This is a genomic window from Paenibacillus oleatilyticus (genome assembly GCF_018998565.1).
Taxonomy (GTDB): domain Bacteria; phylum Bacillota; class Bacilli; order Paenibacillales; family NBRC-103111; genus Paenibacillus_G; species Paenibacillus_G oleatilyticus.
Genome location: NZ_JAHNZO010000048.1, coordinates 1 through 26,915, shown reverse-complemented (window position 1 = coordinate 26,915; position 26,915 = coordinate 1). Strand labels below are relative to the sequence as shown.

The following is a 26,915-nucleotide window of genomic DNA, read 5'->3' as shown; positions in this document are numbered from 1 at the left end:
TTCTCGCACAGAAAACCAAAGGAGCTGTATCCCGAATGCAACCTTCACGGCTGCAAGGGACCAGCTCCTTTTTTCGCAAGATGATGCGCATCAACCGCCGACCCGGCAACATAAGCCGGACTCCCGGGCTACGCCCGCTCCTTCCGCTCGTCCAGCCACTCTACGAACAGCGCATAATCCTCCTCGACCTGATGCGCGTACGCGATCGCCCAATGCGCGATATAGTCGCAGAATGCGTCCGTGTCCGGTCCGATCGCGCGCTGGATCTCCTCCTCGCTGTGGTACGCCATCAGCCCGTGCTCCATGTCCGCATCCGCCCGCGCATGAAGCTTCGCCGTAATCCGGCCCATGCAGTCCAGCACGGACAGCAGGTCTTCCTTCTCCGTCAGCTTGTCCGCCTTCAGCCGCTTCTTGTAAGGCGAGCGCTCCCTGACGTAAAAATGCCGCCCGTCCATCGTCAAGAAGCCGAGACACGGGTCCGCCTCGTGATGCATTGCCTGCTGCGTCACGATGACCCGCTTGCCCTGATGGCCGAAATACGTCCAGAACGCCTCGTTATACGGCATAAAATAAGCCGGGACCGGCGCGCGCACTTCCTTGACCTCGATCACGATATCGTCCAGCGCCTGCTCGCCGCCTTCGCCCTCGACGAGCACATAGAAGCGGTCCAGCCCGATGGAGGCCGTGCCCGAGCCGTGCTTCACCGCCACGTCCTTGATGGCGTAGTAGCCCTCGGAACGCTTCGTCTTCCACTCCAGCGATTGCAGATACTGCGGCCAGCTCTCCTCCAGCATGCGGCGCTCCTGCGGCGTCGGCGGCACGATCTCGTCCGATTTGGCGAACCGCCTCGTCGTCCTCGTCAGCGTCGTCACGCCTTCCAGAAACTGCGACGCGATCCGCTTCTCCGTCTTTTTCAGCAGCTTGCGGATCGGCCCTGCCGTGCGGTCTTTATCGAAGACGAGCGTCCGCGGATCGTCCTTCCGCCGGGCAAAGCGCCGGATCTGGTTCGCATACGCGTCCAGGTAAGCGGTAATCGCTTCCTTTTGCCCGTCGGCGTCCATGTCCTTCGTCCGGCACACGAGCGCTGCACTGACCGACATCCGCAGCAGATCGTACAGGTAGGAGCCCAGATACCCCTCGTCAAAATCGTTCACATCGTACACGATCCGCCCTTCCTCGCTGCGGAACGCCCCGAAGTTCTCGAAATGCAGATCCCCTTGAATCCACGTCGGTCGCTCCGGCGAGCTGTGGTACGGAAACCATTCCCGGCTGACGTCAAAATAAAACAAGTACGCGGTCCCCCGGAAAAAAGAAAACGGGCCTCCCGCCATCTTGGCGTATTTCTGCAGCCGTTTGACCTCGGACAGCGCCATAATCTGTCCGTCGAACTCGTCAAGCACGCTGCTCAGCAGCTCCTTGCGCAGCCTTTTCTGCGTGAGCCGGACACGTTCCGTTAGCAGCTCCGAATTCATGCGCGGTTCCCCCCTTTTGCGGCGATAAGCAAAGTATTTTTCTCATGGTAGCTTATGCGCCGACAGCGTGTCAATTCAAGGACGGACCGGCCCTTTCCGGCTTCGGACGCCCTATCCGCAGGTTATCAGGGACGTGCTGGAAAATTAGGGATTGACGCCATCCTTGAAAACGATTACTATAGGCGTATAAAAATATAAACGTTTATAATTTTAAAGCTTCGATGCAATCCGCCATTCCCCCTCGTTTCAACAACATCCTAGTTTAACCGGCAAAACTTTTCAGAAAATCATTAAGAAAAAGTCAATTTTATATTGCGTGGAACCGGACGAGCGGCTTTGCACCGGCCGGCAGGGGGCGTGCCTTAATTCGACAAAAATATAAACGTTTATACTTTAAGGAGGGATTGCCCATGCGGCAGGGGGCGCGCAGACGGGAGACCAAATATTTTTACCTGTTCATTTCGCCGTGGCTGATCGGAGCGGCGATATTCACACTGTACCCGATTCTGTATTCGCTCTACATCAGCTTCACGGAATACAACATCACCAGCGCGCCGAAGTGGGTCGGCCTGCAGAACTACACCAAGATGTTTCAGGACGATCTGTTCTGGCGCGGGGTAAAAGCGACGGTGCTTTTCACGATATTTAGCGTACCGCTGCAGCTTCTGCTCTCGCTGTTTTTGGCGGTGCTGGTCAATCAGAAAATTCCGTTCCGCCGGTTTTTCCGGACCGCCATCTATTTCCCCAGCATGATCTCCGGCGTGGCTATGTCGCTCGTCTGGCTGTGGGTGTTCAACTCCAAGATTGGCATGTTCAACTGGGCGCTCGGCCTGCTCGGGATCAACGGGCCCAAATGGCTCGAAGACAGCAACTGGGCACTGGCTTCTATGGTCATCATGACGATGTGGAGCGCCGGGGCGGGCATGGTCATCTTCCTCGCCGGACTTCAGGGCGTGCCTCCGATCCTATACGAAGCCGCCAAGATCGACGGCGTCACCCGTTGGCAGTCTCTGTGGCGCATCACGCTGCCGATGATCTCGCCTGTCGTGCTGTTCCAGCTCATCATGGGCATCATCGACTCGTTTCAGGTGTTTACGCAGGCGTTTGTCATGACTAAAGGGGGGCCGCACTACGCCACCCAGTTCTACGTGTACTACTTATGGCAGAACGGCTTCAAATTTTTCAAGATGGGCTACGCTTCGGCGATGTCGTGGCTGCTGCTGATCGTCATCATGCTCATGACGTTCCTAATCATGAGAGTGTCCCGGAAGCTTGTTCATTATGAAGGAGGCGGCGGCGTATGAGTACGGCATCCGTAACGCAGAAGCGACCGGTGCGGCAAACGGACAGCAAGCGCAAAACAACCCCGTTCGAGTGGCTGGTCTTTCTGCTGCTGATCGTCATCGCGGTCATCATGATTTTTCCGACGCTCAACATGTTCTCGACCGCGTTCAAGTCGCAGGCGGAGGTGCTCAAATTCCCGCCCAGACTCATCCCGGAGCAGTTCGCCTGGGGCAATTTCAAGAACCTGTTCACCCAATACCAGTACGGCCTGTGGTACAAAAACAGCCTGCTGATCGCCTTCTTCAGCGTCATCGGGACCGTGCTTTCGTCGTCCCTCGTCGCGTTCGGATTCGCACGCTATAACGCCCGGGGGAAAAACGTGCTGTTCCTGTTTCTGCTCAGCACGATGATGATTCCGTACCCGGCGCTGATGATTCCGCAGTTCATTTTGTTCAAAAATCTCGGGTGGATGGACACGATTCTGCCGATTACCGTCCCTGCCTTTTTCGGCTCGGCCTATAACATCTTCCTCATCCGGCAGTTCTTCACTTCGTTATCGAACGAACTGTACGACGCGGCCAAAATCGACGGCTGCTCCGAGTGGCGCCAGTGGTGGAACATCGCGCTGCCGCTCTCCGGTCCCGTGCTGGCGACCGTGGCGATCTTCGCCTTCATGTACAGCTGGAACGATCTGCTCGGGCAGGTGCTGTACCTGAACTCGTCCGAGCATTTCACCCTGACGATCGGCATGACCGCGATGTATTCGTCCGCCACTCGGCTGGTACCGTGGAATCTTGTCATGCTATCCGCCGTTTTGGCTCTCGTTCCGATCCTGGTTTTATTTTCCGTCGCACAAAAATATTTCGTAGAAAGCATCGTGCTGACCGGAGTGAAATGAATAACCCTCAGGAGCCCGGTGAATGAACTAGCGGAGCAAGCGGAATCGTTCTGGAGAAGCGTCAGCGGTCGCCTTTGTCTCCGGATTCTCCCCGCCTAATGGGTTATTGAATCAAAGAATCCGGGGACAAGAGCGATCGGAAGAATGATCCGCTTGCGCAGCGACCTGTTATTCACCGGGCTCTAATGGGTCACCAAAAGAAGGAGTGAGGAAAGATGAAAAGAAACAAGACGGCTTGTCTCGGCGCAATTCTGCTGACAGGCGCAGTACTGCTGCCGGCTTGCTCAGGCGACACGAAAGATGGCGGGTCCAAGGGGGACTCCACGGTCACGATCACGCAGTTCGTTCCCGATCTTCCGGATAAAACCTATGTAGAGAAGCTCATTCCGGAATTCGAAGCGAAGCACCCGAACATCAAGGTCAAGATCATGAAGACGCCTTACGAGGAGTTCGACTCGAAGCTGCAGGCGATGATCGCCGCCGGGACGGCTCCCGACGTCACCTCGCATTGGGGCGAGGGCGGCTTCATCGAATATTACGACAAGGGCTTGCTGCGCGACTTGACCGACCTGATGAAAGAGGACAACTTCAAAGCGTCCGATTACGGCATTCCCGACAACCTGATGGATATCTACAAAGTCGACGGCAAAAACTACGGCATCCCGGTTTACAGCTATGTGACGATGCTCCTCTACAACAAGGACATGTTCGACAAAGCGGGCGTTCCGTACCCGCCGTCGGACTACGAAGACAAGTCATGGACATTCGACAAAATGGTCGAAACCGCCAAGAAGCTGAGCAAGCCGAGCGACGATTTTGAGAAAGTGGAGTTCGGCATGGACTGGGTCTGGGGCGAGAAGGATATGCGTCCGGTGTATTTCGGAGCGAAGGTGTACTCCGACGATACGTGGACGAACGGCGGTCATGCGACATCCTTCCACTTCAATTCGCCGGAGGTCGTCAAAATCAACCAGCGCTTGTCCGACTTGATCCTGAAGGACAAGGTGATGCCGTCACCGGAATTCACCAAGGCCGTCGCCGGGCAGGGCGGCGATCCGTTCGCCACGGGGCGCGTAGGGATGTCCGTCGCCGGGGCCTGGATTCTCGCTTCAGTCAAGGATTACAGCTTCAAGGTCGGCGTAGCCGCCGTCCCGTACAGCGGCAGCGACAAGAACCGCAACGTGCTGTACGTCGATCCGCTGCTCATCCTGAAGGATTCCAAGCATCCGAAGGAAGCGTACGAATGGATCAAGTTCCAGCTCGGCAAAGACATCCAGGAAAAGTCGATCGAGCTGAGCGGTGGCACGCCTCCGGCCAACCAGCAGGCAGCGGAAAAGTATTTCAGTCTCTACGCGCCAGCGATCGACGCCAAAGATATGAAAAACGTCGTCGAGGGCGGCCTGAAATACGGCGTCGAATCGTACAATCATCTGATCACTCACTACTCCGAGATTTTGAACATCGTCAAGAACGAGCTGGATCTCGTGGATAACGGGCAAAAAACCGTGGCCGAAGTCAGCCCGCAGCTGGAGAAAAAGGTGAACGACCTGCTGAAGGAGAAAAACGCCGGCAAAGCCAAAAAATAAGCGCGCAAGCCTTCCGACCCTGCCGCGCCACGACTCCCCTTGCCCCCGGCCTCTCCTAGCGGAGGGGCCTGACGGAGCTATGGTATACTATTGCTTATAAGAACGAATACCGATCCGGGAGTTTGATCTGATTATGAAAAAAGTAAGCATATGGGACGTCGTAAAAAAATCGGGACTGTCGCTCGTGACCGTGTCGAAGGTGCTTAACAATTCGCCCACGGTCCGGGAGAGCAACCGTCAGAAGGTGCTGCAGGCCATTCAGGAGCTGGATTACCGGCCCAATGCCGCCGCCCGCAATCTGGCGCGGGGGTCGACGGGACTGATCGGCCTGACGCTGATCACCCTGCAGGATTCGGTGTTCGACGGCATCGTGCATGCCGTGAACGAAGCGCTGGAGGAGAACGGCTATTTTTTGGCGCTGAACGTGTGCTCCTCTCCGGACGGCGGTTTGAAGCCGACCAACTTTTTATTTCAGGAAGACCGGGTCGACGGCATCATCGTCCTGTCGCCCATGGAAGAAGAGCAGTATGTGCTGGAGCTCAAACGGAAGAAAATCCCGTTTGTCATTATCGATAATCAGATTGAAAAAACAAATGCCACTACGGTGAATGTGGACAACTACACGGGCGGCTACGAGGCGACCAAGCATTTGATCGGCCTGGGACATACGCGCATCGCGCACGTGAGCGGGCCGGAGCTGTTTCTCAGCGCCCGGGAGCGCAGACGCGGATTCGAAGCGGCCATGGCCGAAGCGGGGCTGACGCCGCTGGCCGTGGCCTGCACCGAATTCAACATCCGCAGCGGCTTCGACGTCGCCAAGGCATGGCTGCGCAGCGGGAACGTGCCGACGGCCGTCTTCGCCGGAGAAGACGGCCTTGCGCTCGGCGTCATGGATGCGTTCCGGGACGAAGGATACCGCATCCCGCGCGATCTTTCCATCGTCGGGTATGACGACCAAGTGTTCGCCGCCGATATTCATCCTCGTCTGACGACCGTCAGACAGCCGATGGAGCAGATGGGTCAGCAGGCCGTCCGCCTGCTGCTCAAGCTAATCGACGGCTCCATGAAACGGAACACTTCGGTCTGCTTGAAGCCGGAACTGATCGTGAGAGAATCCACGTCGCCTTATTCCCCCTCACCGTAGCTGGCTCTATAGGACGGGAGTGGAGTACATTGAAATACTACTTGGGGATGGATGCCGGAGGCAGCAAAACATATGCCGTCATTACCGACGAAACGGGCCGGCTGGTCGCAGCCGGCAAGGGCGGCCCCGGCAACCATCAGATTGACCGCGATACGGCCGCGCAGAGCATCCGCCGAGCCGTCGCTCAAGCGCTCGGCCAAGCCGGCCTGCGCGAGCAGGATATTGCCGCGGCCTGCTTCGGGCTGGCAGGCGCCGACCGCGAAGCCGACTTCCGCATCCTGCGGCCGATGATCGCCGAGCTGGAGCTGCCAGTCTCCGACATCGTCTGCGACACCGTCATCGCCCTGCGCGCCGGCACATCGAAGCCGTACGGCGTCGTGGCGATTTGCGGCAGCGGCACGAACTGCGTCGGCGTCTCCCCTGCGGGCGAGATGTACCAATGCGGCGGCTTCGGCTACCCGTACGGCGATTTCGGCGGCGGCGGGGACTTGGCAGCGGAAGCGTTCCGCGCAGTCATCCGGGCATGGGAAGGCCGCGAGGAAGAGACGCTGCTGACCGCTTTGGTCACGAAGGAGCTCGACTACCCTTCAGTCGAACATATGTTCCATCATTTTCTGGACCATGCGCTGCCTGTCCCCCTTGAACTCACGCCACTGCTGTTCGAAGCCGCCGCCCAGGGAGACCGTGTGGCGGCCCGCATCCTCCGCGTCCAGGGAACGGAGCTCGGGCTGGCGGCCCGGGCGGTGATCCGGCGTTTGGGGATGCAGAGGGAGACCTTTGATCTGGTGCTTGCGGGCAGTGTGCTGACCCGGGGTGACGGGCAATTCATTCATCCGTATATCGTAGAACTGGTGCAGCCGGAGGCGCCGGGCTGCCGGCTTCAGGTGCTGGATGTCGAGCCGGTGGTCGGGGCGATCTTGCTGGCCATGGAAAAAGACGGCACGACGGTCTCCGAGCCGGTGCAGGAGCAAGTCCGACGCATATCCGATTTGAAGGGAGTGCTTGCAGGTGGCTGAAGCCAAAGGACTCAAAGTCGTCGTGATCGGCGGCGGGTCGTCGTACACGCCGGAGCTGATCGAAGGTTTTATCGTGCATCATGACCGTTTTCCCGTCACGGAGCTGTGGCTGGTCGACATCCCGGAAGGGGAGCACAAGCTGCGCATCGTCGGACAGCTGGCGCAGCGCATGGTGGAGAAATCGCAGCTGCCGATCACGGTCCGCTTGACGACCAATCGCCGGGAAGCGCTGGCGGGCGCCGATTTCGTCACGACGCAGCTGCGTGTCGGTCTGCTGGAAGCGCGCATCCGGGACGAGACGATTCCGCTGCGCTACGGCATGATCGGCCAGGAAACGACCGGTCCGGGCGGCATGATGAAGGCGCTGCGCACGATTCCCGTGCTGCTGGATATCGCCAAGGACATGGAGGAGCTGTGCCCGGACGCCTGGATGCTGAACTTCACGAATCCGGCGGGGATGGTGACGGAAGCGATCCTCAACCATTCAAAGATTCGAGCCGTCGGCATCTGCAATTCGCCGATCGGGGTGTACAAATGGCTGACCGGCCTCTACGAGGTGCCGATGGAGCGCATCTACGCCGAATTCGTCGGCTTGAATCACCTGCACTGGGTCACGCAGGTGCGGATCGACGGCGAATCGAAGCTGGAGGAGCTGCTGGCGAACCGCGACGGCTATTCAGCCAAAAACGTTCCGCAGTACGAATGGAACGCTTCGTTCATCCGTTCGCTCGGCGCCATTCCGACATATTATTTGAAGTATTTTTATTTGACCGAAGAGATGCTGGCCGACCAAGTCGAATCGTCCGCCCGGGAAGGCACCCGCGCCGAAGTGGTGAAGCGGCTGGAAGACGAATTGTTCGAGCTGTACAAAGACCCTGAGCTGGCCGAGAAGCCGAAGCAGCTCGAGAAGCGCGGAGGCGCGTACTACTCGGAGGCCGCCGTCAAGCTGATGACGTCGCTGTACAACGATACGCGCGACATCCAGACGCTGAACGTCCGCAATCAGGGCATTCTCGACTTCCTGCCGGCGGACGCCTGCATCGAGGTCAACTGCGTCGTCACGAAGCAGGGGCCGATTCCGCTGCCGGTTTCGGTCGTACCGGAAGCCGCCAAGGGCTTGATCCATGCGGTGAAAACGTATGAGCGTCTGGCGATCGCCGCCGCCGTCTCGGGCGACCGCGGACTTGCGCTGCAAGCGCTGGCCCACCATCCGCTCGTGACCTCGGTCAACAAAGCGGAGCCGATGCTGGACGAGATGCTGGAGCAGAACAAAGCGTTTTTGCCGCGGTTTTTCGCCGCGCAGACCGTATAAGCAGCTCTAACGCCTAAAGAAAGCCTCACGCTCGCCTTGCAGCAAGCCGGCATCGGTCGCCGAACCGATCGCCGGCTTGTTCGGCGTTTATGGCAAAATAATCCATGTTTCAACCCGCCCGGAAACGGGTAAATGCAAGCAAGCGTCCGCCCGCCCCAGACTACCGGCAGTCCTCCGTCCGCAGCATCCAATTAGACGAAGGTGGTGTTTCTATGGTTATGGGAGGTTTATTGTTCCTGTTGGTTGTCCTTGCCGCGATGTACCTGCTCTCCAGCCGCTCCGCGCAGTGGAAGACGGTGATGGCCGCTTCCGGGCCCGAGGCCCGCGACCTTCAAGCGAGGCACGCCTTTTTAAAGTCGAAGCAGGTGAAATGCCGGGTGAAATCCGATACCGATGCGGCTCTGAGCGCAATTCAGACGGCAGCCGAAGCCGTCGATCTCCATCACCCCGAACGCTTGAAGCTCGATGTGCATGCCAAAGATTTGGACAAAGCCGAAGCGCTGCTGCTGCAGTATGAGGAGACGCAGCCGGCGGCCTCGGCGCTGCTTTAATCTTATATCCTCGCCAGCAATCCCCTGCGACCTGCGGCCTCGCGCCCGGATGCAGGGGATTTGCCGTCATGCGGATCTTTTGCCGCCATGAAGGTTAAGGCTCGCCGCCAAAGGTCAGGTTGTCGAAGCGGAACGGGCTGGCCGCGTATTTGAAGCCGAGCCGGAAGCCCGAGCTTTCGATGGAGACGGAACGCAGATGAGGGGTCGCGACAATGCTGCGGACCACCCGGTCAAGCAGCGCGCGGTTGCCGCTGCGGATCGCCCGGACGACGATGCAGGCGAACGGCCGGTTGCTGACGATTTCTTGATAGAGCGGCAGAATCGCCTTGGCGATGGCGCGGTGAACCTTGGTGTTAAAATAAAACTGCGTCGTCCCCGGACGAATCGCGGTGGCGTTCGAGTACAGCACAATCGGCTTCGGCGCATTGAAATCGACGAAGTAGCCGATGCCGTTCGTGGACAAGGACGCATACCTCCGCTCGGGTAAGCCGACTTGCCGAAGCAGCCGAAGCAGCGCATCCAGATCCGCGCGGCGCACGCCTCGGGTCCATGCTGTGGCATAAGCGGGGTCCGAAGCAATCCGCCGATAGAACGGAATCATGGCGGCCAGCGTCTTCCGCAGCACCGGCACCGTTACGAGACGGTTCGTTTCTTTTCCATCGTTCGTTTTCACAATGATCGCTCCTTTCTATGCATTTCTCCCTTCTTTCCACCTTATGTTCTCTTGGCCGCAAGGTGCGAATTTTGCGCCGTCTCTTGCAAAAGAGAGAAAAATCCCACCCATTTTCATAGATACCGCCCAAGATGCGGATGGAAAACGCGGAAAAGTCCGTCAAGTAAGGGCTTTCTTCAAAGAATCGTGCGGAAAACCATTTATAATTGACCTCCATTTTGTGTATTATAGAGAGTAATAGATTTTGACAGCTAATTTGTGAGAAAGGTTGATCCCATTGGACACGACGAAACCGACTTCTGCATCACCCTCCAATTACATCAAAAACATCGTGATCGAAGATTTGAACACGGGTAAGGTAAAAACTGTCGTCACCCGCTTTCCCCCGGAGCCGAACGGCTACCTGCATATCGGGCACGCGAAATCGATCTGCTTGAACTTCGAGCTTGCCGACGAATTCGGCGGACGCACGCATTTGCGTTTTGACGACACGAACCCGGTGAAGGAAGACGAGGAATTTGTACGCTCGATCCAGGAAGACATCGCGTGGCTCGGCTTCGAGTGGGAGCAGCTGTATTTTGCTTCGGACTTTTTCGATGAAATGTACGAGCGCGCCGTACGCTTGATCCGCAAGGGCAAAGCTTACGTATGCGATCTGACGGCGGAGCAAATCCGCGAAACGCGGGGCACCTTGACCGAGCCCGGCCAAGACAGCCCGTACCGCAACCGCAGCGTGGAGGAAAATCTCGACCTGTTCGAGCGGATGCGCAAAGGCGAGTATGCCAATGGCGAGAAGGTGCTGCGCGCCAAAATCGACATGGCCTCGCCGAATATCAACCTGCGGGACCCGGTGCTGTACCGGATTTCCCATACGCATCACCATAATACTGGCGACAAGTGGTGCATTTATCCGATGTACGACTATGCTCATCCGCTGGAGGACGCGATCGAAGGCATCACGCATTCCATCTGTACGATGGAGTTCGCCGATCACCGTCCGCTGTACGATTGGGTCGTGCAGGAGTGCGAGATGGAGAACGTGCCGCGGCAGTACGAATTCAATCGGCTCAGCCTGACCAATACGGTGATGAGCAAGCGAAAGCTGAAGCTGCTCGTAGACGAGAACGTCGTCGACGGCTGGGATGACCCGCGGATGCCTACGGTCTCCGGCCTGCGCCGCAAGGGCTATACCCCGGAAGCAATCCGTACGTTCTGCCGCGAAGTCGGCGTGGTGAAGACGAACAACAGCGTCGTCGATGAGAAAATGCTGGAGCATTTCATCCGCGAGGACCTCAAATTGAAGGCGCCGCGCACGATGGCTGTGCTGCAGCCGCTGAAGGTGGTCATCACGAACTACCCGGAAGGGCAAGTGGAGATGCTGGACGCGGAGAACAATCCCGAGAACGAAGCGATGGGCCATCGTCAAATTCCGTTCTCGCGGGAAATTTATATCGAGCGGGACGACTTTATGGAGGAGCCGGTCAAAGGCTACTTCCGCCTGTTCCCCGGCAATGAAGTGCGTCTGAAGCACGCCTACTTCATCAAATGCGAGAACGTGATCAAGGACGCGGACGGCAACGTCACGGAGCTGCACTGCACGTACGATCCCGAAACGAAGAGCGGCAGCGGCTTTACCGGCCGCAAGGTCAAAGGGACGATTCACTGGGTGGAAGCGACGCAAGCCGTTCCGGTGGAATTCCGCCTGTATGAGCCGCTCATCCTCGACGAGCAAGCGGAAGAAGGCGAATCGTTCCTCGACAATATTAATCCAAAGTCGCTCGAAGCGGTGCAAGGCTTCGTCGAGAACAATATGCAGGATGCGAAGCCTCAGGACAAGTTCCAGTTTTTCCGCCACGGCTACTTCAACGTCGATCCGAAGCATTCGACGGAGGGCCGCCCGGTGTTCAACCGGATCGTGTCGCTGAAGAGCTCGTTCGACCCGAAAAAATAAGCAAGCTCAAAGAAGCCTTCTCGCCGGATATTCATCCGCTGCTGCGAAAGGCTTCTTTTTTGCTCTCTTCCCAGGGCATCCCGTTAGGACCGGGGAGCGTACAGCATGACGGCGACGCCGGCCAGGCACAGGCTCATCCCGAGCCAGTCGTAGAGGTCCGGGGTTTTCTTGTCGATGCCCCAGCCCCACAGAACCGACAAGACGACGAAGACGCCGCCATAAGCCGCATACACCCGCCCGAAGCTCGGAAAGCTTTGCAGTGTCGGAATAACCCCGTACACGACAAGAATAAGCGCGCCGACGATGCCGTAGCCGATCGGCCTTCCTTCCCGGAGCCATAACCAGACCAGGTACCCTCCGCCGATCTCGGCCAGCCCCGCGAGAATAAATATGATGACGGCCTGTACCATCGCAGTCTTCCTTTCCCCGTTCATTCTCCGGCCATGGTACTTTCTCCATTCTAACCGCCACAGCCCCTCTATGTATACCGATCCCCCCATGCCAAGCATAAAAAAAAGATCCCGTCAAAACGCGGGATCTTCAAGGGGCCACGTTATTAGGCCCACCAGGAACGAAGAACGATCACAAGCAGAATGAAGAGAACGAGAATGACACCTGTACTAGTAAACCCGCCGCAGCCGCCAACTCCGCCAACTCCGCAGCCTCCAAAACCCATTGTTCGGTCCCTCCTTTCGTTTACATGGTATATCTTATGGCCTTGCCCTTTGGCATGTTTGGACTATGTGACAAAATGTGTGCTTTTCCCAGTTCATTTTATTCGTACCGTCAGGTCAATCGACTTGGGAAGTAATGCGGCTATTCCGGATGGGCGCGATTAGACCGAAGCGTCCGGCTCCAAATAAAAGGCGACGCCCCCCTCTTCATTCTCGGCCCGGGCCGCATAGCCGTGGTTGGCGGCAATTTGCCTGACGATGGCCAGACCTAAGCCGAACTGCCCGTCTCCTCCGGTCCGGAACGGCTCGAACAAGCTTTGCGCCGTCTCCTCATCGAGCGGCGGCCCGTCGTTCCATAGGCGAACGATGGGAGCTCCGGCTCCCCCCGGCTTCACTTCAAGCCGGATACTAGTTTGCGCATACCGCAGCTGGTTATCGGTCAGATTCTCCAGCGCGACTCCCCACTGCTCCCGGTCACCGGTGAGCATGACCGCATCCGGGACGCTGACCTCCCAAGCAATGTCTGCGCGGCGGTAGCGCAGCCTCTCCACGGTATCGTCCAGCAGCGCTTTCAGATCGAAGGGCTGATGCGGCTTTTCCCGTGACGTAAAGTAATTCAGCTTGTTCAAATAAAGCAGGTCGCGGATCCGTTTCTCCAGCCGCTCCGATTCCTTCATAATGACGTCCACGCTGCCGGCCAGCGTTTTCCGCGGAAAGACGCCGTCCATAATGGACTGGGCATAGCTGCGGATCACCATGACGGGCGTCTTGAGCTCATGCGAGAGGTTTTGCAGGAAAAACTGCTGCGTTTTGTCCTGCCTTACAAGCTGCTGACGCATCGTCTCGATGGCCGATCCCAAACGCCCGATTTCATCCTTGCTGACCGTCTCCAGCGGCTCGTGCCAATCGCGTCTGGCAAGCCGTCCGACATGCCGCTCCATCTGCACAAGCGGGCGCGTCAAATATTGGGCCAGCCCCAGACACGGGAGCCAGCTCAGTACGATCAGCGCTGCCATGAGCAGCGCCAGCCGACCGAACATCGCCATCACCAGATCGTTGCGGTAACTGCTCGTGGTGTAGGATACCATGAAGCCGGGGCCGCCTTGAATCTCTTGTATTCGGATGACATAAAAGACCAGCTTGCCCTCGATATTGCTCATATACTTTTGTACGGGAGCCTGTTGCAGCCGGGCATCCTGCGCCATAGTTCGCACGAGAGGATCGGCCGAGGTCAAAGCGCCGTTCATTTCGAATAACGATATATTCCCTTTCGTACTCAGCATCAAATGTTGAACGGAAGGCGGCGGCAAAAAGGGCTCCGTTTTCTTGATATCGCCCTCTGCTTTGAGCTTATCGTCCTCGATTGTCATTCTGGCAGCGGCCTCTTTCAGCGAGGCCGTCTGCTTGCGATAATCGTCCAGCAGCTTCGGAAGCAATCCGCGGATCGCTTCCGCGTCCTCCGCTCGGATCGCTGGCGTATTACCTGCTTCGACATCTTGCGCGTACGTCTCCAAAAGCTTCATCTTATCCGAAAGCTCCGATTCTTTCCCCCCGTTGATCCCGTTATCCGGATGCTTACCGATTAAAGTCGGGGTCACTCCAGCCGCAGCGCTTTCTTTAAAATCAATTTTGTCGTTCTGAGGAGAGACCTTCTTATTGAAACTGCGCTGTAGCTCGTCCTTGAACTTGGTGCGTTCCTCAGTCGCTTTCGTCATGTCGTTCTCCGCCAGCTTGCGCTCCCCAAACGCCTGTTTCCACATCTCCTCGCTTTCGGGAGCAATCCGCCTGATCATCTCCCGGAAGCCCGCCATCCCTATAATGGCAGAAGCCGATATGCCTGAAGGAAGAGAAGGAGGCGGGGAGGGCACATACATTTGAGACTGGTCAAGTAAGGAATCGTACAGCTGTTCCGTAAAAAAATCTTTCAACGTCCATGGCAGCAGCACAGCCAGCAGCGAGAAGCTGCCGATCGTCAAGGCAGTAAAGATCCCCCATAATTTGACGGCAAGAGGCCAATGCTTCACGCTTTCACCAGCCTGTACCCGTATCCGTATACGGTCTCCAGCCTCAGCTGCGGCAGCTTTCGCCTCAACCGCCGAACCAGATCGTCCACAACGCGGTCGGACCCGTAATAATCGCTGCCCCAAACGCCCGCCAGCACCTGCTCGCGATCAAGCAGTTGGCCGGCATGCCGGCCAAAATAAACAATCAGATCGAACTCCTTGGAGGTGAGGTCCACGGCCTTTCCTTTCTCCGTCCTCACCGTTCGCCCATCTTCATCGACGATATAGGGCGGCACGAGCAGCTGCGCGCGGCCGCGGGCCTCCGCCCCCGCTTCTTGCCTTCCGTCCCCGTATACGCGCTCCAGCAGTTTGCGCGTACGGATGACCAGCTCCCGCGGGAGAAACGGCTTGGCCATATAATCGTCGCTGCCCAGCTCCAGCCCAATGACCCTATCGATATCGGCGTCCCTCGCGGAAATGAAAATAACCGGCAGCCGCGGCTGATCCGCCTTGATCTCGCGAAGCAACTGGTAACCGTCGATACCAGGCAGCATAATGTCGAGGATCCACAGGTCCGGCCGTTCCCCTATCGCTTGGCGACCCTCCCCGCCATTCAGAAACGAACGCACCTGCCAACCCTCGCTTTCAAGATAAGCGGAAAGCACACCGTTCAAATGTTCTTCGTCCTCCACCAAAAAAATACGGTACATCCGAATCCTCTCCTGTATCTGTCCCAGCATGTTTGCGTCAAAGGAAAAAGGCGTCTTCGGGCTGACTGTGCCCGAAAAGAACGCCTTTCATAAAATAGGATTACGTACCGCTTTTTACAGACCCGCTTTGATCTTGGCATCCTCCGCTTTCATTCTTGCGGCCTCTTCTTTGATTGCGGTAGTCTGCTTGCGGTAATCGTCCAGCAGCTTCGGCAGCAGCCCGCGGATCGCTTCCGTGTCGCCTGCTTCGACCGCTTTCGCGTATGCCTCCGCCCGCTTCGACTCTTCGGACTGCTCCGGTCTTTTATCGATTATACCATCCATACCCTCTATAGCGACAGCGATGCCTTCTACAATCTTGCCGTCTACTATCGGCCTTCCGTTTGAATAACGATCTGCGGGTTTACCGTCTATAAACAGTTGCTTTTTGCCCGTAGCGGAGTTTTCTTTATATTCGACATCGGGCGCTTTAGGGGCGGTCTCCGGTTTATAATTGCGCGACAGCTCGTCCTTAAACTTGGTGCGTGCCTGAGTCGCTTCCGTCATGTCATTTTCCGCCTGCTTGCGCTCTTCGACCGCTTTTTTCCACTCCTCTGCGCTCTCCGGTATGTAGATCTTCGCCAGCAGTCTCATATAAGCGCCGTTGCCGGGATTCATAACCCCCGAATGGACGCCAGGCGGTACCTCCTTCGCCTGCTCGGCCGCCGCTGCCGTACCCATCGCTCCAAAAGCCGTTGCCAGCAGTAGCGTGCCGATCGTACCCATCTTCAATATGTTTTTCATTGTCCTGCACTCCTTCGTTGATCTGAATTTGATTTTCGCAGGAGAATGCCCGCTTGCTGGACGGGCGTTTATCCCCGCAGTCTTAAAGTAACAAAGCAAAGCGGACAAAATATCGCAAAAATATGGGAAATTGTGTGTGATCTTGATCACAGGCAACGAGCGGCTACTAGTATAACCTTGTGGAGAGAGTTTTTTCCAATGCAAGGAAATAAACTGATTCTATGGCAAAGGTGGCAATGATATATGAGATCCGCCAACCGAGGCAAGCTGCCCGTTTTGGACTCGGTGACGCTTTTTTTCATCATATCGAATCTGATTCTTATTTTTTTATCGAATGCTATTGTGAACACGGTAACAAACCTGCTTGACGCTATGGGATACGGGGCGCCGGATGTGCCGACACTGCTGCGCTGGGGGCTTTTTCTGTTGAACTCCGTCGTATTTTACCGCATCCTGCAGCGCTATAGCGTCCGGTTGCGGCGCGAGGCGGACCGGCGGCGATCGTCGGAGAAGCATTTGCGGTTATATGCGCGGGTATTTCAATCCGCTCAGGAAGGCATCATGGTTATGGATGCGGCGACGCGGATTATCGATATCAACCAATCGTTTGCCCGGATGACGGGCTATGAAGCCCGTGAGCTGCTGGGCCAGACGCCCTGCGTCCTGCAATCCGGAAAGCACGACGATAACTTCTATGCCAACATGTGGGCCTGCATCCGCCATGGAAGCTGGCAGGGCGAGATCTGGTGCCGACGCAAGGACGGCAGCTTGTTTCCCGGCTGGCTCATCATTAACGCCGTCAAGGATGATCATGGGCGGATCGTCAATTATGTGGGCATTTACTCCGACATCTCCGAACGCAAAAAAGACGAGCAGACGCTGAGGATGCATGCAGGCGTGTTTGAAGCGTCGCACGAGGGAATCATGATTACCGATATCGAAGGGCAAATTTTGTCGGTCAACCCGGCTTTCGTAACCATCACCGGGTTTTCGGCGAAGGAAGCGGTCGGGCAGACGCCAAAAATTTTATACTCCGGGCAGCACGATAAAGCTTTCTACCAACACATGTGGACGACGATTCGAAAGACCGGAAGCTGGCAAGGGGAAATTTGGAACAAGCGGAAATCCGGGGACCTTTACCCGCAATGGCTGACGATCAAAGCGATCAAGGACGAGCATGGCGATGTCCGGGCGTATGCGGGTATTTTCTCCGATATTACGGAACGCAAAAAAGCGGAAGAAGATCTTCGTTACCTGGCCCATTACGACGGGCTGACGGGGCTGCCGAACCGGCGTCATTTTCAAAATCAGCTGCAAGCCGCGCTGGAAGAAGCGCAGCAAGCCGGCACGATGGTCGGGGTGCTCTTCATCGACCTCGACCGGTTCAAGGTCATCAACGATTCGCTCGGCCACGACATCGGAGACCGGCTGCTCATGCAAGCTGGGCAGCGGCTGCTTCAGTGCGTCGAAGCGCCGCAGATCGTATCCCGATTCGGCGGAGACGAGTTTACGATCATTTTGCCCCATCTGCGGGACCCCGAGGAGGTAACCGCCGTTGCGGATACCGTTTTGGCAGAGCTTGCGCGGAAGTTTCACGTCGCAGAACATGATTTTTATATCACCGGCAGTGTCGGCATCAGTCTTTATCCCAAGGACGGAAGCGACATGGAAACGCTCCTGAGGCACGCCGATTCCGCTATGTACGCCGCCAAGGAGAGCCGGAACGAATATCGGCTGTACATGCCCAAGTGGACGGAGAAGCTGCCGCGCCAACTGATGCTGGAAAACGGTCTGCGCGCGGCCGCGGAGGCCGGCGAGCTGGAAGTGTACTATCAGCCGCAGATGGATTGCCGGACCGGCCGCTTGACCGGTTTGGAAGCGCTGGCGCGATGGAACCATCCGGTGCTCGGCCTGATCAGCCCGCAGGAATTTATCCCGGTGGCCGAAGAAATCGGCATGATTGCAGATATGGACGAATGGGTGCTGGAGAAAGTATGTCGGCAGCACGTCCGGTGGGAAGAGGCGCTGGGTTATCCGGTCAAGATAGCCGTCAATTTATCCGCGCGACAGCTGCACAGGCCTCATTTGCCCGAACGCATCCGCCAGATCCTGCAGCGGCACGAGGTCGATCCTTCCCAATTGGAGATTGAAATTACGGAAAGCGCCGGCCTGACGAAGGCCGAGGCGACGATCCGGCTGCTGAAGGAGCTGCGCCGGATTGGCGTCGGGACAGCCATCGACGATTTCGGCACCGGTCATTCCGCGCTCGCTTACCTGAAAAAGTTTGATTTCAGCGTGCTCAAAATCGACAAGACGTTCATCCGCGGGCTGGAGCATGATCCGGTCAACCGCGCTTTGGTCCAAGCGATCGTCGGCATGGCCCATGCGCTCGGGCTCAAGACGGTCGCCGAAGGCGTGGAGACGGAGGCGGAGCTGGCGCGGCTGAAGCAGATCGGCTGCGATACCGTGCAGGGCTATTTGCTCAGCCAGCCTTTGCCCGCCTGCGAGATGGAAGCGTTTATGGCCTCGATCCGGCACAGGGACAAGGACGCTGCGGAAGCTTGACTCAGTACAGCACCCTCCACAAATAAAATGTCGCATACGCCTCAAAGCCGCTCCACCCGGCCGCAAGCCGCTGCAGCTCGACCGGCGTCGGCTTGCTGTCCATGCCGAACAGATGCTTGACCGCGTTCTGCAGCCCGACGTCGCCGGCGGGAAAAGCGGACGGCAGCCGGAGACAGCGCATCATCACATAATGGGCCGTCCATGGCCCGATGCCACGGATGGCGGTCAGCTCGCGTTCGACCGCTTGCGCATCGGCCAAGCTGAGCAGATGCTCCTTGGTCAACCGGCCGTCCGCCATGCGCGCCGCTGTTTCGAGCACGTACTCGGCCTTTTTGGACGTAAGCTGCAGCGGCGTGAGGTCGGCTACCGACAGTCCGGCAATCGTTTCGGGCGTCGGAAACGTCCAATAGGTCCGGCCGTCCCAAGCCATGGAAGCGCCGTACGATTCGACGAATCGCCGCTTGAGCGTGTAGGCGAACGCCAGATTGATCTGCTGCCCGAGAATGGCCCAGCACAGCGCCTCGAACAAATCCGGGATACCGATGCACCGGAGCCCGTAAAACCGCTGCGTTAACGGCCCTAGCAGCAGGTCACTCTCGGCCAGCTGGTAAAACGCGTCGAGATCCGTCCCCAAGTCGAACCATTCCCACACATAGCGGGCCGCCGCCAGACGAGTCTGCGGATTTCCATGCGCCGCTTCGTCAAGAAACCGCAGACGCACGGTGCGATCCTCCGGACCGCCGAAGATTTCGACAAGCACCCGCTCACCTCCCGCTTCGATCCATTTGCAGACGCGGTCTTGGTCTTGATCGACGTAAAACAGGCATTCGTTCTCCGATCTCCCCATATAGGCGAGAGCCGCGGAAAACCGGAAAGGCCCCCGCGGAACAAGCTCCCCTTCGAGTCCGCCGTCCTTCCATCCTTCTTGAAATGCAAGCTCTGCCGCAAGCTGTGCTTCGTTCATCATCCATTCTCTCCTTTGTCCAATCAACGTCCGCTATTTTTCTTCATGATACTTTTTTACCACACTCCGGTCTTCTCCGCTTTTGAAATCTTGCGCTCTCACTCGTCCCCCCTTACATCGCAGGACCTGCCGGGGTATACTGAGCTCGTGAGGTGATCGCTATGACTGACCTGCATGAACGGCCGGCGGACCGCGAACGGACGGAGCCGGCGTTAACCGACGATATCTGGAATGCCATCATCGCCAACGATGCCGCACTCGATGGCCGATTGATTTACGCCGTGAAAACAACGGGAATCTTTTGCCGGCCCTCCTGCAAATCGAAGCCCCCGAAGAGGGAGCACGTGCGGATATTCCGCGGTGCGGCTGACGCCGCCGCCCAAGGCTTCCGCCCCTGCAAGCGATGCCGTCCCGACGGCAAAGGGATGCCGGACGAAGAATGGATCCGGCATACCGCCAAGTGGATCGAGGCGCACTATGCGGAGCCGCTGACCCTCGCCGTGCTGGCGGAGGCGCAGCATGCCAGCCCTTACCATCTGCACCGCACGTTCAAGCGGCTGACCGGGGTCACGCCTGCGGAGTATATCGCGGCTATCCGCGTGGAGGCGGCCAAGCGGCGGCTGAAGGGGACCGGCGAGACGGTGACCGAAGTGGCGCTGCGTACGGGCTTTCCGAACGCCGCTTATTTCTCGACCGTGTTTCATAAACGAACCGGGCTCTCGCCGACCGCCTACCGGCAGGCGCAGGAAGCCTCGGGCTCATACCCGTTGAAAAAGAGAACCGAGGAGGGACGCTCATGTTAAATACAGCCGCCGTTTCCAACGCACGGAACGCTACACCGGCTTCGGACGGCTCCGCGGAGGACACGCAGACGCCCTACGTATATTGGACCACTTATCGCGACGGGGATTGGACGCTGAAGATTGCGGCGACGGACCAGGGACTTTGCCGCATTCGCTTCCCGAATGAGAAGCCCGGGGCGCTGGCTGCCTGGGCGAGCATGCACTGGCCCGGGGCCGCGTTTGTGGAAAGCGCGGAGGCGCTTCGCCCTTATATGGAGCCGCTCGCTGCTTATTTCCGGGGGGACTGCACCCCGTTCGACATGCCGCTCGATGTGCGGGGTACCCCGTTTCAGCTTGAGGTCTGGGAAGCGCTCCGGCTCATACCATACGGAAGCACCTGGACGTATGCGGAGCTGGCCGCGGTGTTGGGAAGGCCGCTGGCCGCCCGGCCCGTCGGTGCCGCCGTCGGCGCCAATCCGCTGCCGATCGTGCTGCCCTGCCACCGGGTGATCGGCAAGGACGGCTCCTTGACCGGTTATCTCGGCGGCCTGGAGGCCAAAACGCGGCTGCTGCGCCTGGAGGGCTTCCCGCTCCGGGCGGAGCGCGGCTTGCGCCAAAATTAAAGCCAAAAAAGCCGGCTCCTGCCTATCCGCAAGAGCCGGCTTTTCCGTTCGTTTCGATCATAACGAAGCTTCCGCCCGATTCTTCTTCACCGATCTGGCTTCACGCACGGCAAAGACGGCAACGAGCACAAACGACAGCACCCCGTACAGCAGCACCATGAGCTGCAGCCCGATCAAATCCAGCAGCAGCCCTGTGCTCAGCAGAACGACCTGGAACACGACGCGGTCGAGCATACTGCGGAACGAGAAGAAGCGGCCGTGATACGCTTTCGGAATTTGCTTCTGGAACAAGGTCGCCGACGCCGGAAAAAATCCGCCCGCCGCCAAGCCGAACAGCCCGAACGAAAGCAATGCGCACAGCTTCGAATCGGCAAAAAACAGCAGGCACTGCGCCGCCGCCACAATCGCGGCAAACAGGAACAGACGGTTCATCAAGCCGCCGCGGTCGGCCATCCACTTGACCAGAAAGCCGGCCAGAATGAAGCTGATCCCTTCCACGGCATAGAGCAGCCCTTTCACCTGCGCATCGTGCTGCAGCTCGCTGATGTTGATGACCATCAGGTTGAAGCCGCCGATGAACAGCGTCGGCACCAGCGTCAGCCAGAGCACCGTCAGTACGGTCGGCTCCGAACGCAGCAGCGGCAGAAGCGCCTTGAAGCCGCTTTGCTCCACCGGCGGCGCCTGTTCTGCCGGATCGCTGCCGCGCCGGCCGCTTTCGGCCTGCTCCGGCTCTCCGCCCGGTACGGCCGCCGCCCCTTCGTCAGCCTCTTTCGCCCGCCGCAAGCCGGGCTCGGGCACGTTCAGGAAGGCGGTAGACGCAAGCAGCGCCATATAAGCTACGAAGGAGGCGATATACAAACCTTTCAGGCTCATCACCGTCAACATCAGCCCGGCCAAGGTCGTCCCCAGAATACGCGCGATCGTACCCGCGTTCATATGTACGCCGTTTAAGGCAAGGAGCTCCCGCTCCTTGACGATCAGCGGTATGACGGACTGCAGCGCCGGGAAATAGAACGCGGCCGATATTTGCAGCGTCACGGCGAACAGCACCATCCACCAGATGGAATCGAAATACAGTGCGACAAACATAAAGCTGACGCTGACCAGGCGTCCGGCGCCCGAGATCAACAGTACCTTTTTCTTCGAAGTCGTGTCGATGACTCGTCCGGCCAGCGGACCGAACAGCACCCCGGCGAGCAGCCCGGCGAATAAAATAAGCGACTTCATGAAATCCGAAGGCACTTTCTGCTGCATAAACTCCAAGTTGGCAATAATCGACATCCACAAGCCAAGCCCGGCGATAAATTCCCCTGCCAGGACAATCCATACGTTTCGGTTCGTCCACATATACGGTTCTCCCTTAACTTTGAAGCTGTCTCTGGATTGTATACCGAACCTGCCGAAAATGAAAGACTCGTCCGGCAAAATCAAGCGCAAAGCCCATTCTCTCCGGTTATCGAAGGGAATGGGCCTTGTATGGCCTTAAACGGCATATTTAATCCAACGGACGCTTCGGATGCTTTTTCATCGATTGGTTGAGCTTCTTCCACCGGTCTTTCTCCGCCCGCTGCAAACCCTTGTCTTCCTTGCGGGCTTGGAACGCCAGCTCCTTCTGCAGCTTCACGTAGTTTTGATACCGTCCCCGGTCGAGCGTGCCGTTCTCCAGCGCCTCCTTGACGGCGCAGCCGGGCTCCTCCTGGTGCGTACAATTGCCGAACCGGCAGCCCACGGCAAGCTGCTCCACGTCGCGGAAGGCGGCGTCCAAGCCGGATTCCGCCTCCCACAGCTGCAATTCCCGCATCCCGGGCGTATCGATCAGCAGCGCGCCCCCGGGCAGCAGCACAAGCTCGCGGTGGGTCGTCGTATGCCGACCGCGCCCGTCTCCCTCACGGATCTCCCCGGTGTCCAGGATGGCCTCGCCGTAGAGCAGATTGGCCAGCGTGGACTTCCCGGCTCCCGAGGACCCGAGGAGCGCCAGCGTCCGCCCCGGCTTCAAATAGGCGGCCAGCGCATCCAAGCCTTCGCCGCGTGCAGAACTGATCGCATGCACCGGCACGCCCGGCGCCACCGCTTCTACATCGGCTATTTTGCCCGGTACGTCCTCGCACAGATCCGCCTTGCTGAGCAGCACGACGGGCGCCGCGCCGCTCTCATAGGATAAGGTCAAGTAACGCTCCAAACGTCGCACGTTAAAATCCGCATTCAGCGCATGCACCAAAAACACCGTGTCGACATTGGACGCGACGATCTGCTCCTCGACGGCCGACCCGGCTGCTTTGCGCGAAAACTTGCTCTCCCTCGGGAGCACCGCGTGCACGATCGCGCGCCCGTCCTCCGCTCGCGGCTGCAGCGCCACCCAATCGCCGACGGCGGGATAATCGGCCCGGCCGGCCGCTTGATGCCGGAGCCGCCCCGATACTTCGGCCAGCAGCTCTCCGCCAGCCGTCACCGCGCGGTACACGTGCTTATGCTCCAAAATAATGCGCCCGGGCTCGTGTCCGGCCTCCCGGTAAGGGGCGAATGCCTCCTCCCGCCGGTCGTCCCAACCCCAATCGCGCAGATGGTATACGGTCAATTGTTTTCCTCCCATTCTTCAAGCCGATAAAACTGTTGTACCATTTATTGTAATGAACCGGACCGACCGCATCAAAGTAAAAAAAGACTTCTAATCATCTTTTACCGAACTAGCCGTCACGGGAGTTTGTAACCAGATTGTAACTTTCTTGCCAGTCATTCGTCCTATAATCAGAGCATCAAATCATGACAACCTAGGAGGGACTTTTATGAAAACACCGTTCAAACTATTGACTCTCAGCATCGCAGGAGCTTGCCTATTGACCGCAGGCATCCCTGGTTCCCGGGCAAGTGCTGAGCCTTCCTCCAGGAGCGCTCCCGTTCAAGCCGTGCCGATCTCCGCGTCCGTTCAGCAAGGTGCCGTCAAAGTATCGGCCAAGGCCGTACAAGAGAAGACCGATCTGTACTCCGCTGATCTGAGCATCCCGGTCATTGAAGGGCTCAAAGATAAAAAGTACCAAGACGAGCTGAACGATATTCTGGAGCAACATGCGATGAAAGACTTGGAGCTGCTGAAGAAGCAAGCGGAAAATGACGCGGCCGAGGCCAAAAAATCGGGCTTTGAATTCAGACCGTACGAGGTCGCCGTCAAGTACGAAGTGAAAGCCGGGGGCGGCGCGGCCGAGGCGGACATGTTCTCCATCGCAGTGACGACCTACGTATATACGGGAGGAGCCCATGGGTTGCCGCGCACCGACACATACAACGTGCTGAATCAAGACGCCGCGAAGCGGATCGAGCTGAAGGACCTGTTCGGCGCGGATTACAAGCAGACGATCGACAAGCACATCAAGGACGAGATCGCCAAGCATCCCGACGATTACTTCAAAGACGGCTTCGAAGGCATCGACGATACACAGTCGTTCTATATTCATCAAGGCAGCGCCGTCATCGTCTTCGGGCCGTACGAGATCGCGCCTTACGCCGCAGGCATGCCGGAATTCACCATCCCGCTGCCGAAGCAAGCTCAGACACCGGGCACCGAAGCGGGCAGCCTGCCGCAGAAGCTTGTCGTGAACGGCACCGACCTTTCCGCCGTCGATGCCGCCGTCTACGCGGACGCCAAAGGCACCGTGACCGTGCCTTTGCGAAGCGTCGCCGAAGCCCTCGGCTACGAGCTGAAATGGAACGCCGAGCAGCAAGCCGTGGAGCTGCATAAAGGAGCCCAGTGGACGATCCTGCGGACGGGCAAAGATGAGTACGTGATCAACAAAATGGCTCCGGTCTCCCTGGGCACCGCCCCGGCGATCAACAGCGAAGGCAAAATGTACGTGCCGCTGGCCTTTTTCTCGGACATCCTGAAAGCGGACGTGAAATCCGAAGCCGGGACGATCACGATCCGTTAGTTCCGCCTGTAGACCAAGAAAGAGCGCTTAACGGCGCTCTTTTGCTTTGCATAAAAAAACAAACGTTATAAAGCAACTTGTCGCCTCTATAAAAAGGATTCGGCTGCCCCTGCGGAGAATTAGGCATGAACACCAACCGACACAAATCGGGAACGAAGGACGGCTGCATTTTATGAAACTTGACCGGCTGCTGGCCATCACCATGCTGCTGCTTAACCGCAAACGGGTAAGCGCCAAGGAATTGTCCGAGCGCTTCGAAGTGTCGCTGCGGACGGTGTACCGGGATATCGAAGCGATCAATCAAGCGGGGATTCCGATCGTTTCTTACGCCGGTCAGACCGGCGGCTACGAGATTACGGACCGCTACCGGCTGGACCGTCAGCTCCTCTCCTTCGACGAGCTTCAGTCGCTCATCGTTGCGCTGCGCGGGATGCAAACCACCTTGGACGACCGGCATTTCGGCAGTTTGCTGGACAAAGTCGGCGCGCTTCTGGCGAAATCCGAGCAGGGAAGCGTGACAGACGCATCCAAGCAGATTATTATCGATATGAATCCCTGGAGGAACGGCACCGCCGACAAAGAAAAGCTGGAAACGCTACGGCAAGCGATCCGGGAAAACCGGCTTGCCGCCTTTGAATATACGAACGGGAAAGGCGAGCAGGCCGAGCGTCTGTGCGAACCGATGAGCATGGTGCTTAAAGGTTACGTGTGGTATATGTACGGCTATTGCCGGCTGCGGGAAGATTTTCGGATATTCCGGCTGTCCCGGATGCGGAATTTGCAGGCGAGAACGGAGACGTTCGAACGCCGCCAGATGCCGGCAGAAGAATTGGATAGCCGCTGGATGCGGCGCGACTCTCCCCATTCCGTGAATCTCGTGCTGCAATTCAGCTCGAAGGTCCGGGTTCCGGTGGAGGATTATTACAAGCCCGAGCAAATCGAGTACGGCCCGGACGGGACGCTTATCGTTCGCGCTTCCCATCCGGATGCGCCCTGGACGTACGCCCATCTGCTGTCGTACGGCGTCAATGTGAAGGTGCTGGAGCCGGAAGCCGTCGCCGCGCGGGTACGGGAGAAAGCGCTCGCCATCGCAAGGCTCTACGAGCAACCCTGACATACTGTTGTCAGGGAATCCGTGCTATTGTAGAGGAGTAAACTAATTGCGAGCTCAGGGAGGAATTCGAGATGTTTGTCAAAACAGCCGATTTTATAGCCGAATGGCAGCAAGAAGCTGCCGCTACACAGAAAGTTATGGATACCTTGACCGACGAAGCCCTGGATCAGGCGGTTACTCCGGACCATCGGACGCTTGGGCAGCTTGCCTGGCATCTGACGACAACAGTGCATGAGATGCTGTCTCGGACCGGTCTGGAATTCGCATCGGCCGGAGACGACCAGCATGCGCCGGCCTCGGCGGCTGTGATTGCGGAAGCGTACCGGAACGCCTCTCAAGCGGCATCGAATGCTGTCCAAACCCAGTGGACGGACGCCAAGCTGGCGGAAACGACGGAAATGTACGGAGACACGTGGCCGAATGGCCTGACCTTGCGTATTTTAATCCAGCATCAGATTCATCACCGGGGCCAAATGACCGTCCTGATGCGCCAAGCCGGGCTCAGAGTTCCGGACATTTACGGCCCGACACGGGAAGATTGGCTGGAGAGCGGAATGCAGCCGCTTGTCTGACGGCAAGCGTTTCGGCCGACCGAAAACAGCAACCTGAGTCTAAGAAGCAAGCCATGAATATGTGATATGATAGATAGTATCAGTAACTGATTATTTATTCAGATTGTCTCGGTTGAAATTTGGGAACACCAAAATGAGCCGTTAGTGCGCCAATACTAAACGGCTTTTTGGATAAAAACGAAGCTGTGGCTTTCCCCACGGCGCGCATAGTTAAAACCTAAGCGAAAAACCACCGGTCAGGGGTGAACTGTAACCTCATTTATGGACAGTGTTGAAAAACGGTATTGAAGCCTTAAGCAGCTAGGAGATGACTTCTGA

Annotated in this window: 24 protein-coding genes; 14 read left to right on the top strand and 10 right to left on the bottom strand. The window is 57.8% G+C overall.

Features of this window, described 5'->3' with window-relative positions; translation table 11 throughout:
* Positions 1-128: 128 nt before the first annotated feature.
* Positions 129-1,472, bottom strand: coding sequence for a DUF2252 domain-containing protein (locus KQX66_RS34940; RefSeq protein ID WP_216798156.1), 1,344 nt, complete (start codon positions 1,470-1,472; stop codon positions 129-131).
* Between the two features lie 410 nt (positions 1,473-1,882).
* Between KQX66_RS34940 and KQX66_RS34935 the strand changes: the two genes are divergently transcribed.
* The 7 genes from KQX66_RS34935 (at position 1,883) to KQX66_RS34905 (ending at position 9,263) form a co-directional block, all read left to right on the top strand.
* A complete protein-coding gene (locus KQX66_RS34935; RefSeq protein ID WP_216798155.1) occupies positions 1,883-2,776 on the top strand; it encodes a carbohydrate ABC transporter permease in 894 nt (297 codons plus the stop codon).
* Entirely contained in the window at positions 2,773-3,654 is an 882-nt protein-coding gene (locus KQX66_RS34930; RefSeq protein ID WP_216798154.1) for a carbohydrate ABC transporter permease, read from the top strand. Before KQX66_RS34935 ends, KQX66_RS34930 begins: the two co-directional genes overlap by 4 nt.
* A gap of 215 nt (positions 3,655-3,869) precedes the next feature.
* Complete coding sequence (locus KQX66_RS34925) at positions 3,870-5,240, top strand: ABC transporter substrate-binding protein (RefSeq protein ID WP_216798153.1); 1,371 nt, start codon at positions 3,870-3,872, stop codon at positions 5,238-5,240.
* Between the two features lie 133 nt (positions 5,241-5,373).
* A complete protein-coding gene (locus tag KQX66_RS34920; RefSeq protein ID WP_054974755.1) occupies positions 5,374-6,384 on the top strand; it encodes a LacI family DNA-binding transcriptional regulator in 1,011 nt (336 codons plus the stop codon).
* A 29-nt stretch (positions 6,385-6,413) separates the two neighbouring features.
* The gene (locus KQX66_RS34915) at positions 6,414-7,400 is read left to right on the top strand and encodes an N-acetylglucosamine kinase (RefSeq protein ID WP_216798152.1); all 987 of its coding nucleotides are present in this window, start codon (positions 6,414-6,416) and stop codon (positions 7,398-7,400) included.
* On the top strand, positions 7,393-8,712 hold the full coding sequence (locus tag KQX66_RS34910) for a 6-phospho-beta-glucosidase (protein WP_216798151.1): 1,320 nt from the start codon (positions 7,393-7,395) through the stop codon (positions 8,710-8,712). Before KQX66_RS34915 ends, KQX66_RS34910 begins: the two co-directional genes overlap by 8 nt.
* A 212-nt stretch (positions 8,713-8,924) precedes the next feature.
* Positions 8,925-9,263: a hypothetical protein gene (locus KQX66_RS34905; RefSeq protein WP_216798150.1), complete on the top strand. Its 339-nt coding sequence runs from the start codon at positions 8,925-8,927 to the stop codon at positions 9,261-9,263.
* A gap of 94 nt (positions 9,264-9,357) precedes the next feature.
* Here KQX66_RS34905 and KQX66_RS34900 read toward each other — a convergent pair whose 3' ends face one another.
* Positions 9,358-9,936, bottom strand: coding sequence for a hypothetical protein (locus tag KQX66_RS34900; protein WP_216798149.1), 579 nt, complete (start codon positions 9,934-9,936; stop codon positions 9,358-9,360).
* 277 nt (positions 9,937-10,213) lie between these two features.
* Between KQX66_RS34900 and KQX66_RS34895 the strand changes: the two genes are divergently transcribed.
* Complete coding sequence (locus tag KQX66_RS34895; RefSeq protein ID WP_216798148.1) at positions 10,214-11,887, top strand: glutamine--tRNA ligase/YqeY domain fusion protein; 1,674 nt, start codon at positions 10,214-10,216, stop codon at positions 11,885-11,887.
* 83 nt (positions 11,888-11,970) lie between these two features.
* Here the strand turns inward: KQX66_RS34895 and KQX66_RS34890 are convergent, their stop codons facing one another.
* From KQX66_RS34890 to KQX66_RS34870, 5 genes are all read right to left on the bottom strand, one after another.
* Positions 11,971-12,297: a YnfA family protein gene (locus KQX66_RS34890; protein ID WP_216798147.1), complete on the bottom strand. Its 327-nt coding sequence runs from the start codon at positions 12,295-12,297 to the stop codon at positions 11,971-11,973.
* Positions 12,298-12,443: 146 nt separating this feature from the next.
* Positions 12,444-12,563 carry a sporulation protein YjcZ gene (locus KQX66_RS34885; protein ID WP_216798146.1) on the bottom strand — a complete coding sequence of 40 codons (120 nt, stop codon included), beginning with the start codon at positions 12,561-12,563 and terminating at the stop codon, positions 12,444-12,446.
* 159 nt (positions 12,564-12,722) lie between these two features.
* Complete coding sequence (locus KQX66_RS34880; RefSeq protein ID WP_216798145.1) at positions 12,723-14,585, bottom strand: sensor histidine kinase; 1,863 nt, start codon at positions 14,583-14,585, stop codon at positions 12,723-12,725.
* Positions 14,582-15,274, bottom strand: coding sequence for a response regulator transcription factor (locus tag KQX66_RS34875; protein ID WP_216798144.1), 693 nt, complete (start codon positions 15,272-15,274; stop codon positions 14,582-14,584). Before KQX66_RS34875 ends, KQX66_RS34880 begins: the two co-directional genes overlap by 4 nt.
* 114 nt (positions 15,275-15,388) lie before the next feature.
* The gene (locus tag KQX66_RS34870; RefSeq protein WP_216798143.1) at positions 15,389-16,057 is read right to left on the bottom strand and encodes a hypothetical protein; all 669 of its coding nucleotides are present in this window, start codon (positions 16,055-16,057) and stop codon (positions 15,389-15,391) included.
* Positions 16,058-16,300: 243 nt separating this feature from the next.
* On the opposite strand from KQX66_RS34870, the gene KQX66_RS34865 reads away from it, so the two are divergent.
* Positions 16,301-18,622, top strand: coding sequence for a bifunctional diguanylate cyclase/phosphodiesterase (locus KQX66_RS34865; protein WP_216798142.1), 2,322 nt, complete (start codon positions 16,301-16,303; stop codon positions 18,620-18,622).
* Between the two features lies 1 nt (position 18,623).
* Here the strand turns inward: KQX66_RS34865 and KQX66_RS34860 are convergent, their stop codons facing one another.
* On the bottom strand, positions 18,624-19,589 hold the full coding sequence (locus KQX66_RS34860; RefSeq protein ID WP_216798141.1) for a DNA-3-methyladenine glycosylase family protein: 966 nt from the start codon (positions 19,587-19,589) through the stop codon (positions 18,624-18,626).
* 158 nt (positions 19,590-19,747) lie between these two features.
* Between KQX66_RS34860 and KQX66_RS34855 the strand changes: the two genes are divergently transcribed.
* Complete coding sequence (locus KQX66_RS34855) at positions 19,748-20,389, top strand: bifunctional transcriptional activator/DNA repair enzyme AdaA (protein WP_216798140.1); 642 nt, start codon at positions 19,748-19,750, stop codon at positions 20,387-20,389.
* Positions 20,383-20,991: a methylated-DNA--[protein]-cysteine S-methyltransferase gene (locus KQX66_RS34850; RefSeq protein ID WP_216798139.1), complete on the top strand. Its 609-nt coding sequence runs from the start codon at positions 20,383-20,385 to the stop codon at positions 20,989-20,991. Before KQX66_RS34855 ends, KQX66_RS34850 begins: the two co-directional genes overlap by 7 nt.
* A gap of 57 nt (positions 20,992-21,048) precedes the next feature.
* On the opposite strand, the gene KQX66_RS34845 is transcribed toward KQX66_RS34850, so the two are convergent.
* Positions 21,049-22,338: an MFS transporter gene (locus KQX66_RS34845; RefSeq protein ID WP_216798138.1), complete on the bottom strand. Its 1,290-nt coding sequence runs from the start codon at positions 22,336-22,338 to the stop codon at positions 21,049-21,051.
* 148 nt (positions 22,339-22,486) lie between these two features.
* The gene (rsgA, locus tag KQX66_RS34840; protein ID WP_216798137.1) at positions 22,487-23,566 is read right to left on the bottom strand and encodes a ribosome small subunit-dependent GTPase A; all 1,080 of its coding nucleotides are present in this window, start codon (positions 23,564-23,566) and stop codon (positions 22,487-22,489) included.
* A gap of 208 nt (positions 23,567-23,774) precedes the next feature.
* On the opposite strand from rsgA, the gene KQX66_RS34835 reads away from it, so the two are divergent.
* From KQX66_RS34835 to KQX66_RS34825, 3 genes are all read left to right on the top strand, one after another.
* Positions 23,775-24,911: a stalk domain-containing protein gene (locus tag KQX66_RS34835; RefSeq protein ID WP_216798136.1), complete on the top strand. Its 1,137-nt coding sequence runs from the start codon at positions 23,775-23,777 to the stop codon at positions 24,909-24,911.
* Between the two features lie 172 nt (positions 24,912-25,083).
* Positions 25,084-26,025, top strand: a complete 942-nt coding sequence (locus KQX66_RS34830; protein WP_216798135.1) for a helix-turn-helix transcriptional regulator — start codon at positions 25,084-25,086, stop codon at positions 26,023-26,025.
* 71 nt (positions 26,026-26,096) lie between these two features.
* A complete protein-coding gene (locus KQX66_RS34825; RefSeq protein WP_216798134.1) occupies positions 26,097-26,597 on the top strand; it encodes a DinB family protein in 501 nt (166 codons plus the stop codon).
* Positions 26,598-26,915 lie beyond the last annotated feature (318 nt).